This window comes from Micromonospora sp. WMMD975 (assembly GCF_029581215.1).
Taxonomy (GTDB): Bacteria; Actinomycetota; Actinomycetes; order Mycobacteriales; family Micromonosporaceae; genus Micromonospora.
The window spans coordinates 4869891-4883495 of record NZ_CP120739.1; the positions used below are offsets into that span (position 1 = coordinate 4869891).

Below are 13605 nucleotides of genomic sequence, written 5' to 3' on the forward strand. Positions count from 1 at the left end.
AATCGCAGGTTATTCCTCGGCTAGCACTCCGTCAAGGAGAGTGCCAGCGCGTCGTCCGCCGTGTCGCTCCGCGAGGCGGGTCGGGACAATGGGCGGGTGGATCTCGACCAGCTCGCCGCCCTGCGTACCCCCGAGGGGTCGGCCGCGCTCGACGCGGCGGCGCGGGTGGCCGGCGGCGACCCGCTGACGGCGGCGGGTGCGCTCCGGTCGGCCGGGGTGCCGGCCGGGCTCGCGGCGGCGGCGCTGACCCAGGCGGAGCTGCGTCGCCGCGCCGTCGGCAAGTTCGGGTCGGCGGCGGCCCGGATGTTCCTCACCCGGGCCGGGCTGGAACAGGCCACCCGGCGGGTGGTCGCCGACCGGCGGGCCGCCCGGCTGCGCGCCGTGGGGGTGACCACGCTGGCCGATCTGGGTTGCGGCCTGGGCGCGGACGCGCTCGCCGCCGCCCGCGCCGGCATCCGGGTGTACGGGGTGGAGGCCGACCCGGTGACCGCCGCGATGGCCGCCGCGAACGCCGAGGCCGCCGGGCTGGCGGAGCTGTTCACGGTGGAGTGCGGCGACGCCACGGCGTTCGACGTGACCGGGGTGGAGGCGGTCTTCTGCGACCCGGCCCGGCGGCGGGCCGGCACCGGCCGGCGGATCTTCGACCCGAACGCCTACTCGCCGCCCTGGGACTTCGTCACCGGGCTGGCCGCGCGGGTGCCGCACACCGTGGTGAAGGTGGCCCCCGGCCTGGACCACGCGCTGATCCCGGCCGGCGCCGAGGCGGAGTGGGTAAGCGTGGACGGCGACCTCGTCGAGGCGGCCCTCTGGTGCGGCGCGCTGGCCGAGGTCCCCCGCCGCGCCACCCTGCTGCACGAGAAGGAAGGGCCCCCACTTAACGCCTCCGGTAGAGGAGGGGCCCCTTCTTATCACCTCACCGGCACCGGTGGAGAGGAGGCGACGGTGGGGCCCGTGCGGCGGTTCCTGTACGACCCGGACCCGGCCGTGGTCCGCGCGCACCTGGTCGCGGAGCTGGCCGCCGACCTCGACGCCACCCTCGCCGACCCGTCGATCGCCTACCTCTACGCGGACGCGGCGCGGCCCACCCCGTTCGCCCGCTGCCTGGAGATCACCGACGTGCTGCCGTTCTCGCTGAAGCGGCTGCGCGCCCTGCTGCGGGAGCGCCGGGTCGGCCGGGTGGAGATCCGCAAACGCGGGTCGGCGCTGGAGCCGGAGAGGCTGCGCCGCGACCTGCGCCTGGCCGGCGACGCGGCGGCCAGCCTGGTGCTGACCCGGGTGGCCGGCGCGCCCACCACGCTGATCTGCCGGCCGGTGCCGGCCGCCGGCTGAGCGGCGTCACCGGCCGGGCGCGTCGCCATCGCCCCGACGGCACCGGCGCCGGCCTACGTTGAGCACGGTCGGGTTTCGACTCGCCCGGGAGCGGTGGCCGGGTTAGCTTGGCGGTCATGGCGGGACAGGGCACTCCGGCGACCGCGCTGCTGACCAAGCGCAAGATCGTGCACAGCACGCATCCGTACGACGTCTCGCCGGACGCGCCGAACTACGGCGCGCTTGTCGCCGCCGCGCTCGGGGTGCCGCCGGAGCGGGTGTTCAAGACGCTTGTCACGGACGTCGACGGCGGGCTGACCGTGGCGGTGGTGCCGGTGACCGGCGAGCTGGACCTGAAGGCGCTGGCCGCCGCCGTCGGCGGCAAGCGGGCCACGCTGGCCGACCGGATCGCGGCCGAGCGGGCGACCGGGTACGTGCGGGGCGGGATCAGTCCGCTCGGGCAACGCCGGGCGCTGCCGACAGTGGTCGACGCCTCCGCGCTGGCGCACCCGACGGTGTACGTCTCGGCCGGCCGCCGGGGTCTGCAGGTGCAGCTCGCCCCGGCCGACCTGGTCGCGCTGACCGGGGCCGTGACCGCCCCCGTCGCCGGGCGCTGAGCGGGCGGTTCTTTCCCCGGTGTCGGCCGGGTGACAACCGCGTTGCTGAATTGTTACCGCCGCCAACAAACTTCTGACCTCGGCACTCTTGCGGAGGGCGGGAAGCGCGGAATACGTTGCCGGACACAACAAAACAACCGAATGCAACTCCCCACCCCCGAAAGGACCCGTGCACATGCGCAAGGGCTTCCTCACCTTCGCGGCCGTCGGCCTCCTCGCGACCGGCAGCATGGCCGCCTGCGGCGACGACGGCGGTTCCGACCAGGCCGGCGGTTCGAACGACAAGAAGCCGAAGATCGGCGTGATCCTGCCGGACAGCAAGTCCTCCGCCCGCTGGGAGGGCGCGGACCGCAAGTACCTCAAGGAGGCGTTCGACGCCGCCGGGGTCGAGTCCGACATCCAGAACGCGCAGAACGACAAGACCGCGTTCCAGACCATCGCCGACCAGATGATCACCAACGGCGTCAACGTGCTGATGATCGTCAACCTGGACTCCGGCACCGGTAAGGCCGTGCTCGACAAGGCCAAGTCGCAGGGCGTGGCCACCATCGACTACGACCGGCTGACCCTGGGCGGCTCCGCCCAGTACTACGTCAGCTTCGACAACGAGGCCGTCGGCAAGCTCCAGGGCGAGGGCCTGGTCAAGTGCCTGACCGACAAGGGCGCCAAGAACCCGGCGATCTCCTACCTCAACGGTTCGCCGACCGACAACAACGCCACCCTGTTCAAGAACGGGTACGACTCGGTGCTCAAGCCGAAGTTCGACGCGAACGAATACACCAAGGTCGCCGACGACTCGGTGCCGGCCTGGGACAACGCGCAGGCCGCGACCATCTTCGAGCAGCAGATGACCAAGGCCCGCGGCAAGATCGACGGCGTGCTCGCCGCCAACGACGGCCTCGGCAACGCGGCCATCTCGGTGCTGAAGAAGAACAAGCTCAACGGCAAGGTCCCGGTGACCGGCCAGGACGCCACCAAGGAGGGTCTGCAGAACATCCTCGCCGGTGACCAGTGCATGACCGTCTACAAGGCGGTCAAGAAGGAGGCGGACGCCGCCTCCGAGCTGGCCATCGCGCTCGCCAAGGGCGAGAAGAAGGACACCGGCCAGACCGTCAAGGACCCGGAGGGCAACCGGGACGTCCCGTCCGTGCTGCTCGAGCCGAAGGCCATCTACAAGGAGAACGTCAAGGACGTCGTGGCAGACGGCTACGTCACCAAGGACGAGCTCTGCACCGGTGCTTTCGCCAAGCTCTGCACCGACGCCGGCGTGAGCTGACCCACCCCGCATCAGGCGGCGCCGCCCGGCCCGGGGAAACACTCCCGCGCCGGGCGGCGCTCCCCGCCCCACGCCCGGACGGGATCCGAGACCTCCCCTCCGTTTGAAGGAGACCCCCGTGTCCGCAACCCCCCTGCTGGAGCTACGCGGGATCGACAAGAGCTTCGGTCCCGTCCAGGTGCTGCGTGACGTCGCGCTCACGGCACACGCCGGCGAGGTGACCGCGCTCGTCGGTGACAACGGCGCCGGCAAGTCGACCCTGGTCAAGTGCATCAGCGGCATCTATCCCACCGACGCCGGCCAGTTCCTCTTCGACGGCAGGCCGGTGAGCATCAACAGCCCTCGGGACGCCGCCGCGCTCGGGATCGAGGTCGTCTACCAGGACCTGGCGCTCTGCGACAACCTCGACATCGTGCAGAACATGTTCCTCGGCCGGGAGAAGCACAGCGGCATCGTGCTCGACGAGCCGACCATGGAGCAGATGGCCGCCGAGACCCTGGACGGCCTCAGCGTCCGCACCGTGAAGTCGTTGCGCCAGCACGTGTCCAGCCTCTCCGGCGGGCAGCGGCAGACCGTGGCCATCGCCAAGGCCGTGCTCTGGAACAGCAGGCTGGTCATCCTGGACGAGCCCACCGCCGCGCTCGGCGTCGCGCAGACCGCCCAGGTGCTGGAGCTGGTCCGCCGGCTCGCCGACAACGGCCTGGCCGTGGTGCTCATCTCGCACAACATGAACGACGTCTTCGCGGTCTCCGACCGGATCGCCGCGCTCTACCTCGGCCAGATGGTCGCCCAGGTGAAGACCACCGACATCACCCACTCGCAGGTGGTCGAGCTGATCACCGCCGGCCGCTCCGGCGACCTCGGCCTCGCCGGCGAACCGGGCAGCAACGGCACCGGCGCCGCGCCCGTCGACACCACTCCAGGAGCCGTCCGATGACCGCCACCGCCGTGAAGAAGGAACGCCCGGCCGGCCTGGCACCGGCACCGACCGTGGGCACCCACGTGAACAACTACTGGCGCCGGGTACGCGGTGGCGACATCGGCGCCCTGCCGGCCGTGGTGATGCTCGTCGCGCTCGCCGTCGGCTTCTCGATCGCCCGCCCGTCGTTCTTCACCGCCGGCAACCTCGCCAACCTGTTCACCCAGGGCGCGGCCGTCACGCTCATCGCGATGGGCCTGGTCTTCGTCCTGTTGCTCGGCGAGATCGACCTCTCCGCCGGCTTCGCCAGCGGTGTCTGCGCCGCCATCCTGGCCAACACCGTCACCGTGCTCGGCTATCCCTGGTACGTGGCGGTGGTCGCCGCCGTCGGCACCGGCGTGGTGATCGGCGTCGTGCTCGGCCTGCTGGTCGCGAAGGTCGGCATCCCGTCCTTCGTGGTCACGCTCGCCGGCTTCCTCGCGTTCCAGGGCGTCGTGCTGACGCTGATGGACGAGGGCGCCAACATCTCGGTCCGGGACAGCGTGCTGGTGGCGATCGCCAACCGCAACCTCCCGCCCGTGCTGGGCTGGGCGCTGGCCGTGCTGGCCGTCGCCGGGTACGCGGCCGTGCAGCTCCTGCGCTACCGCAACCGGTCGGCCCGTGGCCTGGTCACCGATCCGATCGGGGTGGTGGCCGCCCGGATCGGCGGCCTCGCCGTGATCCTCGGCATCGCGGTCTACGTGCTCAACCTGGAGCGCAGCCGGAACGTGCTGATCAGTTCGCTCAAGGGCGTACCGATCGTGGTGCCGATCATCGCGCTGCTGCTGATCGTCTGGACGTTCGTGCTCCAGCGCACCAGCTACGGCCGGCACATCTACGCGGTCGGCGGCAACGCCGAGGCGGCCCGCCGGGCCGGCATCAACGTCGACAAGATCCGTATCTCCGTCTTCGTCATCTGCTCCGGGATGGCCGCCATCGGTGGCATCGTGGCGGCCAGCCGGGCCAACTCGGTCGACCCCAACACCGGCGGCAGCAACGTGCTGCTCTACGCCGTCGGCGCGGCGGTGATCGGCGGCACCAGCCTCTTCGGCGGCAAGGGCCGCGTCCTCGACGCCGTGCTCGGTGGCGCGGTCGTCGCTGTGATCGACAACGGTATGGGCCTGATGGAATACAGCTCGGGCGTCAAGTACGTGGTCACCGGCGTGGTGCTGCTCGCCGCCGCGACCATCGACGCGCTGTCGAGGCGGCGAGCCGCCGCCACCGGCACGCGCTGACCCCGGGCGCGGACACACCATGGCAGTGGCAATGCGCGCGGGTCCCAGCCAGGACGAGATCCGCCGGCAGAACCTGGGCGCATTGCTCCGCTACGTGCACGTGCACGGCGCCACCACGCGCGCCGAGCTGACCACCGCGCTCGGGCTCAACCGCAGCACCATCGGCGCGCTGACCGCGGACCTGGCCGGCGCCGGTCTGGTCAGCGAGGGGACACCGAAGGAGACCGGCCGGGCCGGACGACCGTCACTCGTCGTCCGGCCCGAGTCGGGCCGGGTCTACGCGTACGCGTACAGCGTCGAGGTGGACCGGCTGCGGGCCGCGCGGGTCGGGCTCGGCGGTGAGGTGCTCGACCGTCGCGAGCTGGACCGGCCGCGGAACCTCGTTGCCGGGGAGGCCGCCCCGCTGCTTGCCGGCGCGGTCAAGGAGATGCACCAGACGGTGCCGGCGGAGTCGTTCTGCGTCGGCGCCGGGGTCGCGGTCTGCGGCATGGTGCGCCGCGACGACGGGCTGGTGCGGCTCAGCCCCACCACCGGCTGGGTGGACGAGCCGATCGGCGCGGCGCTCGCCGCCGAGCTGGGCATCGACGTACCCATCACGGTGGGCAACGTGGCTGACGTGGCCGCCTTCGCCGAACACGCCCGCGGCGCGGCCACCGGCTGCGACAACGTGATCTACCTGTACGGCGACGTGGGCGTCGGCGCCGGCATCATCGCCGGCGGGCGGCGGCTGACCGGGCACGGCGGCTACGGCGGCGAGGTCGGCCACATGGTGGTGGTCCGCGACGGCGCGCGCTGCGACTGCGGCCGGCGCGGCTGCTGGGAGACCGAGATCGGCGAGTACGGGCTGCTGCGCGCCGCCGACCGGGCCGACGCGCGCGGTCGGGACGCCCTGCTGGGGGTCTTCGACGCGGCCGACCGCGGAGACGCCCGGGCGCAGAGCGCGGTCCGGCAGGCCGGCGACTGGCTCGGCTTCGGCGTGGCGAACCTGGTCAACATCTTCAACCCGGAGATGGTCATCTTCGGGGGCACCATGCGCGACCTCTACCTCGCCGCCGCAGCCCAGGTGCGCAGCCGGCTCAACCGCAACGGGCTGCCCGCCTGCCTGGAACACGTGCGGCTGCGTACCCCGAAACTCGGCGACGACGCGGCGCTGGTCGGCGCCGCCGAGTTGGCTTTCGAACGCCTCCTTGCCGACCCGCTGAACTGATCGGCCCGGGGATCCGTACCAGTGTGCGGACGGCGGGACGGCCGGCGGGTGCGGCCGTCCGCGACCCGCGTAACGGTCCGGACCGAGGAGGCACCGCAACCATGGCATCGCTGGAATCCGCACGTCGCCGGCTGGCGCACCGGGTGACCCTGCTGCTCGTCGCGATCGGCGCGGGGATCGGCGTTCTTCCCGGCGCGGCGCTGGCCGCACCCAATCCCGGCGTGCAGATGAACGCCGCCGACATGACGCTGCTCAACGGCGTCCGGCTGGCCGGGCTCTGGGAGATGCCGGCCGGGACGATGGCCGCCGAGAAGGGCCAGTCCCCCCGGGTACGGGAGGTCGGCGCGGAGATCGCCCGCCAGCACGCCGAGCTGGACCAGTTGGTGGTCGAGGCGGCCAACAAACTGGGCGCGGTCCTGCCGACGGACCCGACGACCCAGCAGAAGGGGTGGCTGACCGAGATGCAGAACGCCACCGGCGCACAGTTCGACCAGATCTTCGTCACCCGGCTCCGGGTCGCCCACGGCAACATCTTCCCGGTGATCGGCGCGGTCCGGGCCAGCACCAAGGACCCGGTCGTGCGGAAGCTCGCCGAGGACGCGAACAGGTTCGTCAACGACCACATGACCATGCTGGAGAGCACCGGACTGGTCCGCTGGCAGCAGTTGCCGCCGCCCGCGCTGCCGCCGGCGCAGAGCGACTCGCTGATTGCCGCGGCCAAGGCCAACGTGGGCAGCCCCGGGCTCCAGGTGGGGACGGGGGTGGTGTGGGCGGTGTTCCTGATCGCGCTGGGCACCGGCGGGTACGCGACCTGGCGGTTGATGCGCCGCTCCTGAGCAGGTGTTAAGAGGGGGCCCCGCCTATACCAGAGGCGTTAAGCGGGGCCCCCTCCTTACACCCTCAGCGGTCGACGGAGGTGAAGTCCCAGTGGTGCGGCGGGCGGGCTACCAGGCGCATGGGGGGCTCGGGCAGGGCCCGCGGGTTGTTCCGCCACTTCGAGATCACCACCAGTCGGTGGTCAGTGGAGGCGAACACCTCGCTGGCGACGTGCATCGGGTCGTGCTCGAACTCGGGCAGCGCGGTCTCGCAGACCCAGGTGATCAGGTCGGCGAAGCCGTACGGCTCGGCCTTCGCCTCCCACATCCGGACGATCATTCGGTCCCCTCCTGCGGTCCGACGCTGACCACGGTCAGCGGCATCGCCGAGTCGGCCGGCAGGTCCAGCCGGCTCGGGGCGACACCCGCGGCGACCAGGTGCGAACCGAGCGCCGCCACCATCGCGCCGTTGTCCGTGCAGAGCTTCGGCCGGGGCGTACGCACCCGGACGCCGTGCCTCGCGGCCCGCTGCTCGGCCATCGCCCGCAGCCGCGAGTTGGCCGCCACCCCGCCGCCGATCACAAGCGTGTCGATCCCGCTGCTGCGACAGGCGTCGAGCGCCTTGCCGACGAGCACGTCGCAGACCGCCTCCTGGAAGGACGCCGCCACGTCGGCCACCGGCACCGGCTCACCGGCCCGTTGCCGCGCCTCCACCCAGCGGGCCACCGCCGTCTTCAGGCCGGAGAAGGAGAAGTCGAAGCGGTGCCCGGCCAGGTCCTTCGCGGCGGTCAGCCCGCGCGGGAACGCGATCGAGGCCGGATCACCGGCGCGCGCCTCCCGGTCGATGTGCGGCCCGCCCGGGAACGGCAACCCGAGCAGGCGGGCCACCTTGTCGAACGCCTCCCCGGCCGCGTCGTCGATGGTGGCGCCGAGCGGCACGACGCCCCGGGCCAGGTCGTCGACGCGCAGCAGCGACGAGTGCCCGCCGGAGACCAGCAGCGCGATCGCCGGCTCGGGCAACGGGCCGTGCTCAAGCGTGTCCACGGCCACGTGCGCGGCGAGGTGGTTCACCCCGTACACCGGTTTCTCCGCGGCCACCGCGTAGCCCTTCGCGGCGGCGACGCCGACGAGCAGCGCGCCGGCCAGGCCCGGCCCGGAGGTCACCGCGATCGCGTCCACGTCGGCGATGGTGACGCCGGCTTCCCGCAGCGCCCGGTCCATGGTCGGCACGATCGCCTCCAGGTGCGCCCGGCTGGCCACCTCCGGCACCACCCCGCCGAACCGGGCGTGCTCCTCGACGCTCGACGCAAGCGCGTCGGCCAGGAGCGTGTGCCCGCGCACGATGCCCACGCCGGTCTCGTCGCAGGAGGTCTCGATGCCGAGAATCAGTGGTTCGTCAGCCATCCGCGTCAGTCCTCGGTGCGCTGCATGACCAGCGCGTCGGTGTTGCTCGGTTGGTAGTAGCCGCGCCGCACGCCGATCGGCTCGAAGCCGTACGTGGCGTACAGGCGCTGCGCCGGGGCGTTGTCGGCGGCGACCTCCAGCAGCGTGCTGCGGACGCCGCGCCGGGCCGCCTCGGCGAGCAGCGCCTCCAGCAGCGCCCGACCCACGCCGCGGCGCTGGGCGCCCCGGCGGACCGCGATGTTCTGCACCCACGCCTCGTCCGGCGGGGCCACGGCCAGCCCGGCGTACCCGGCCACGCCGCCGTCGTCGTCGACGGCGACCAGATAGAAGTGCCCGTTGGCGAGTTCGTTCCAGAACATCCCCGGCGACCACTGCTCGGCGCCGAACAGGTCCGCCTCGATGGGCAGCACCTCGTCCACGTGCCACCAGCGGAACCGACTCAGCCTCATCGCAGGACCGGCTTGTGGCCGGTGGCCGCCACCGCGTCCGGCCGGCGCAGGTAGAGCGGGGTGAGCGGCTCGCCCGGCGCGCCCGCCCGGATCCGTTCCGCGGCGAGGCCGGCCAGCGCCATCGGGTCCGGGTAACGCGGCTCGGCCCGCACCGGCAGCCCCAGCACGTCCGCGTACCGGTGCGCGCCGTCGCCGACGGCGACGGCGACCGCCAGGTCGCGGGCGCGCTCGGCGGCCACCGCCGGTGCGGCCACGTCCGGCCCGGCGACGCGCCGGCCGGCGCCGTCGTAGACGGCCCAGTAGACCTCCCGCCGCCGCGCGTCGCTCGCCGCCAGCACCGTCTCACCGTCGTCCGACGGCGGCAGGCCGAGGCCGTCGAGCGAGCAGACGCCGTACGTCGGCACGCCGAGCACCTGGCCCATCGTGGCGGCGGTGACCAGACCCACCCGCAGGCCGGTGAACGGCCCGGGGCCGAGCCCGGCGACGATCGCGGCCAGGTCGGCGGGGCGCGCGCCCACGTCGGCGAGCACCGCGTCGACCTGCGGCGCGAGCAACTCGCCGTGGGCGCGGGCGTCGACCGTGCACCGGGACGCGCGGAGCGCGACGCCGTCCGCCGAGACCTCGGCCAACGCCGCGGTCACCGCGGGCGTCGAGGAGTCCACCACGAGTACGAGCACGGTTTGCCAGCCTATCCGGCCCGGTCCGGCCGGTGCGGGTCAGCCCGGCGCGAACCGGATCGGGTCAGCGGTCCGGCGCGGGCCGGACCGTTCAATCCGGCGCGGGCCGGATCGGGGTGAGCGGGGCGGTCAGCCCGCGGAACGCGCCCAGTCGACGGTGGGCAGGCCCACGTCGGCGAGCGCCTTGTCGGCCGCGCTGAACGGACGGCTGCCCAGGAAGCCCTTCGGGTTCATCGGGCTGGGATGCCCGGCCTCCAGCACCACGTGAAGCGGGTTGGTGACCAGGGCCGCCTTCTTGCGCGCGTAGCCGCCCCAGAGCAGGAAGACCACCCGCTGGTCGAGCCCGTCGAGCGCCCGGATGGTGGCGTCGGTGAACTCCTCCCAGCCCCGGTTGGCGTGCGAGCCGGGGGCGGCCTGCCGAACCGTCAGCACCGAGTTGAGCAGCAGCACACCCTGCGCCGCCCAGCCGTCCAGGTTGCCGCCGCGCGGCTTCGGCACGCCCAGATCCGCCTCCAGCTCCTTGAAGACGTTGCGCAGCGACGGCGGCACCGGCACGCCCTCGCGCACGCTGAAGCTCAGGCCGTGCGCCTGCCCCGCCTTGTGGTAGGGGTCCTGACCGAGGATGAGCACCCGGGTCTGACCCGGCCCGCACAACCGGTAGGCGGAGAACAGGTCGGCCAGCGGCGGGAAGACCGTGGCGGTGGCGTATTCCCGGGCGACGAACTCGGCCAACGCCGCGGTGCGGGCCGGGTCGAGGTGCGGGGAGAGGGCCGCACGCCACGGCTCGGGCAGGAGCGCCAACAGGTCGAGGGCGGGGGCATCGTCGGGCATCGGCAACCTTTCGCAGTCGTCCCCGGGACTCTAGGCAGCGGGTACGACAGCGCTCAGTCGAGGGTGGCCAGCCGGGCCGCCCAGTCGCCGCCGGCCGGTTCCAGCGTGACCACCCGGCTGTCGTCGTCCCGCCTGTCGATGCGGACCCGCAGGTGCGCGTCGACCAACTGCTCGACCATCCCCTCGCCCCACTCCACCACGGTCACCGCCTCGTCGACCGAGGCGTCCAGGTCGAGGTCGTCGATCTCGGCCCGCGGATCCGCGGCCTCACCCAGGCGGTACGCGTCGGCGTGCACGAGCGTCACCCGCCCGCCCCGCGCCGGGTCCGGCCGGTGTACCCGGGCGATGACGAAGGTGGGCGAGGTGATGTCGCCGCGTACCCCGAGGCCGGCGCCGAGGCCCTGGGTCAGCGCGGTCTTGCCGGCCCCCAGCGGACCGCTGAGCAGCAGCAGGTCCCCCGCGCGCAGCACGTCGGCCAGCCGCCGGCCGAACTCGCGGGTGTCGTCGACGGTCTTCAGCTCCACCACGACCACACTCACCCCAGTGACTCCAGGAACCTCGCCAACGCCGCGTTGACCTCGTCGGCGTGCTCGAGCATCACCACGTGCCCGCTGTCGTGGATCTGCACGAACTCGGCCTCCGGAAGCCGCCGGACGATCTCCTCCGAGTGCGTCACCGGCGTGATCATGTCCTTGTCCCCCACGATCACCAGCACCGGCGTGCCGGCGAGCGCGGCCAGCGCCGGGAAACGCGAGTGGGTGGCCAGGGTCCGCAGATAGCGGGTCACCGTGTCCGCCGAGGTGCGGGAGTTCATCATCTCCACGTACGACACCAGAGCCGGGCTCGGCTTCGGGGTGCCGAAGCCGTACCTGCGGGTCAGCAACCAGGCCACGTTCGAGGTGGACCGGCGGGCCTTGTCGATCACCGTGCCGCCGTACCGGGTGGCGTTGCTCATCATGTGGAGCACCGGCGCGCCGACCCGGCCGAGCAGCGCGGGGGCCACCAGCTTGGTCTCCGCCGCCAGACCGCCGGAGGTGGCCATCAGCACCGTGCCGACCACCCGGTCGCCGAACAGCTCCGGACAGAGCTCGGCCAACGCCATGATGGTCATGCCGCCCATCGAGTGCCCGACCAGCACCAGCGGCCCCTCCGGGGCCACCTCGTCGAGCACCCGGCGCAACGTGCGGCCCAGCGCGGCCAGGTCGTACTCGCCGGTCTCCAGTCGCCCGGAACGGCCGTGCCCCGGCTGGTCGTACGCGACCACCCGGTAGTCGCCCCGGTCGGCGAGCATCTTGCGCTGGAAGTGGAAGGTGCCCATGTCCAGACAGAAGCCGTGCACCAGCACGACCGTCGGGTGCCCGGCGACCGGCCGGGTCGGCTCGACCACCTCCACGTGGATGTCGGTGCCGTCCGGCATCTCCAGCTCGTACGCCTCGTCGTAACGCTGCCGGTCGAACACCTCGTGGGCGTACCGGTCGGCGGGGTCGTTCTTGAGCCGGCGGACCAGGACCCGCTCGCTTGCCACACCCGCCGCGAGCCCGGCGGCGGCCACCCCGACGGCGGCGCCGACCAGCCCGGCCACCTTGCCGGCGGCGCCGCGCGGCCGAGGCACCCGCAGCCGCGGGCTCATGTCTTCTCGCCGTCGTAGACGCGCGGGACCCGGACCCCGCCGAACCGGGTGACGATCTCGTAGTTGATGGTGCCGACCGCCTCGGCCCAGTCGTCGGCGGTGGGCTCGCCGTCCGCGCCGCTGCCGAACAGCGTCGCCACGTCGCCGGCGGCCACCTCGTCATCGCCGCAGTCGACCACGAACTGATCCATGCAGACCCGCCCGGAGATGGTCCGCCGCTCACCGCCGAGCAGCACCGGACCGGTGTTCGAGGCGTGCCGCGGCACTCCGTCCCCGTAGCCGAGCGGCACCACGGCCAGGCTGCTCTCGTTCTCGGTCAGGTAGGTGTGGCCGTAGGAGACGCCGGTGCCGGCCGGGACCCGCTTGGTGAGCATCACCCGGGCCCGCGCGGTCATCGCCGGGCGCAGGCCGAACCGTTCGCCCGCGACCGGCGACAGGCCGTAGATGGCGATGCCCGGACGGACCAGGTCGAAGTGGGTGTCCGGTCGGGTCAGCGTGGCCGCCGAGTTGGCCAGGTGGCGATAGCGGGGGCGCAGGCCGGCCCGCGCCACCATCTCCAGCCCCTCGTGGAAGACGGCGAGTTGGCGGTCCGTGGTGGGGTGGCCGGGCGAGTCCGCGTAGACAAAGTGGCTCCACACGCCCACCACCTCGACCAGACCGTCGGCCTGGGCCTTCGCGGCGGCCTCCAGCAGCGCCGGCCAGTCGGCGACGGTCGCGCCGCCGCGGGAGAGCCCAGTGTCGATCTTGAGATGCAGCCGGGCCGGCCGGTCCGCCCGCCGGCTCGCCTCGGTCATCTCGTCGAGCTGGGCCAGGCTGGCGCAGCCGAGATCGACGCCGACCGCGATCCCGTCGTGCAGCGGCAGGCCCGGGTCGAGCAGCCACGCCAGCACCGGCGCGGTGATCCCCTCCTGGCGCAGCCGGAGCGCCTCGTCGAGGGTGCAGACACCGAGCTGGTCCGCCCCGGCGTCGAGCGCCGCGCGGGCCGCCGGCAACATGCCGTGCCCGTACCCGTCGGCCTTGACCACGGCCATCAGCTCGGCGCTGGTTCCGGCCTTCAGCCGGGCCACGTTCTCCCGGATCGCGTCGAGATCGACCCGCACCTCGGACTGCCACATGCCCCCAGCCTACTTCCGCCGGTGATCATCCTGGCCGTGAGCCGCGCGGTCGGCCCCGCCGAACGGGCGCCATCCGGCCGCCG

General features: G+C 73.1%; 15 protein-coding genes. 7 read left to right on the forward strand and 8 right to left on the reverse strand.

The annotated features are described in order from the left end of the window. Positions 1–96: 96 nt before the first annotated feature. The 7 genes from O7613_RS21390 to O7613_RS21420 all read left to right on the forward strand — a co-directional run bounded on the left by O7613_RS21390 (position 97) and on the right by O7613_RS21420 (position 7437). Entirely contained in the window at positions 97–1329 is a 1233-nt protein-coding gene (locus tag O7613_RS21390; protein WP_282289725.1) for a methyltransferase domain-containing protein, read from the forward strand. A gap of 116 nt (positions 1330–1445) precedes the next feature. After that, positions 1446–1925: a Cys-tRNA(Pro) deacylase gene (gene ybaK, locus O7613_RS21395; protein ID WP_282289726.1), complete on the forward strand. Its 480-nt coding sequence runs from the start codon at positions 1446–1448 to the stop codon at positions 1923–1925. Positions 1926–2100: 175 nt separating this feature from the next. Continuing rightward, a complete protein-coding gene (locus O7613_RS21400) occupies positions 2101–3201 on the forward strand; it encodes a substrate-binding domain-containing protein (RefSeq protein WP_281586676.1) in 1101 nt (366 codons plus the stop codon). A gap of 118 nt (positions 3202–3319) precedes the next feature. Then, on the forward strand, positions 3320–4138 hold the full coding sequence (locus O7613_RS21405) for an ATP-binding cassette domain-containing protein (RefSeq protein WP_282289727.1): 819 nt from the start codon (positions 3320–3322) through the stop codon (positions 4136–4138). Continuing rightward, complete coding sequence (locus O7613_RS21410) at positions 4135–5394, forward strand: ABC transporter permease (RefSeq protein WP_282289728.1); 1260 nt, start codon at positions 4135–4137, stop codon at positions 5392–5394. The genes O7613_RS21405 and O7613_RS21410 overlap by 4 nt, the downstream gene beginning before the upstream one ends. Before the next feature lie 31 nt (positions 5395–5425). Next, positions 5426–6601 carry an ROK family protein gene (locus O7613_RS21415; RefSeq protein WP_282289729.1) on the forward strand — a complete coding sequence of 392 codons (1176 nt, stop codon included), beginning with the start codon at positions 5426–5428 and terminating at the stop codon, positions 6599–6601. Between the two features lie 101 nt (positions 6602–6702). Then, positions 6703–7437 carry a DUF4142 domain-containing protein gene (locus O7613_RS21420; RefSeq protein WP_282289730.1) on the forward strand — a complete coding sequence of 245 codons (735 nt, stop codon included), beginning with the start codon at positions 6703–6705 and terminating at the stop codon, positions 7435–7437. A gap of 64 nt (positions 7438–7501) precedes the next feature. Here O7613_RS21420 and O7613_RS21425 read toward each other — a convergent pair whose 3' ends face one another. The 8 genes from O7613_RS21425 to alr all read right to left on the reverse strand — a co-directional run bounded on the left by O7613_RS21425 (position 7502) and on the right by alr (position 13522). Then, positions 7502–7756, reverse strand: a complete 255-nt coding sequence (locus O7613_RS21425; RefSeq protein WP_282289731.1) for a hypothetical protein — start codon at positions 7754–7756, stop codon at positions 7502–7504. Further along, the gene (tsaD, locus tag O7613_RS21430; protein ID WP_281586670.1) at positions 7753–8820 is read right to left on the reverse strand and encodes a tRNA (adenosine(37)-N6)-threonylcarbamoyltransferase complex transferase subunit TsaD; all 1068 of its coding nucleotides are present in this window, start codon (positions 8818–8820) and stop codon (positions 7753–7755) included. Before tsaD ends, O7613_RS21425 begins: the two co-directional genes overlap by 4 nt. Positions 8821–8825: 5 nt before the next feature. Beyond that, the gene (gene rimI / locus O7613_RS21435) at positions 8826–9269 is read right to left on the reverse strand and encodes a ribosomal protein S18-alanine N-acetyltransferase (protein ID WP_282289732.1); all 444 of its coding nucleotides are present in this window, start codon (positions 9267–9269) and stop codon (positions 8826–8828) included. Next, positions 9266–9946, reverse strand: a complete 681-nt coding sequence (tsaB, locus tag O7613_RS21440) for a tRNA (adenosine(37)-N6)-threonylcarbamoyltransferase complex dimerization subunit type 1 TsaB (RefSeq protein WP_282289733.1) — start codon at positions 9944–9946, stop codon at positions 9266–9268. The genes rimI and tsaB overlap by 4 nt, the downstream gene beginning before the upstream one ends. Positions 9947–10075: 129 nt before the next feature. Continuing rightward, positions 10076–10777: a uracil-DNA glycosylase gene (ung, locus tag O7613_RS21445; protein ID WP_281586667.1), complete on the reverse strand. Its 702-nt coding sequence runs from the start codon at positions 10775–10777 to the stop codon at positions 10076–10078. 53 nt (positions 10778–10830) lie between these two features. Further along, positions 10831–11316: a tRNA (adenosine(37)-N6)-threonylcarbamoyltransferase complex ATPase subunit type 1 TsaE gene (tsaE, locus tag O7613_RS21450; RefSeq protein WP_282289734.1), complete on the reverse strand. Its 486-nt coding sequence runs from the start codon at positions 11314–11316 to the stop codon at positions 10831–10833. Next, positions 11313–12407: an alpha/beta hydrolase gene (locus O7613_RS21455; protein WP_281586665.1), complete on the reverse strand. Its 1095-nt coding sequence runs from the start codon at positions 12405–12407 to the stop codon at positions 11313–11315. The genes tsaE and O7613_RS21455 overlap by 4 nt, the downstream gene beginning before the upstream one ends. After that, positions 12404–13522, reverse strand: coding sequence for an alanine racemase (gene alr, locus O7613_RS21460; protein WP_282289735.1), 1119 nt, complete (start codon positions 13520–13522; stop codon positions 12404–12406). Before alr ends, O7613_RS21455 begins: the two co-directional genes overlap by 4 nt. Positions 13523–13605 lie beyond the last annotated feature (83 nt).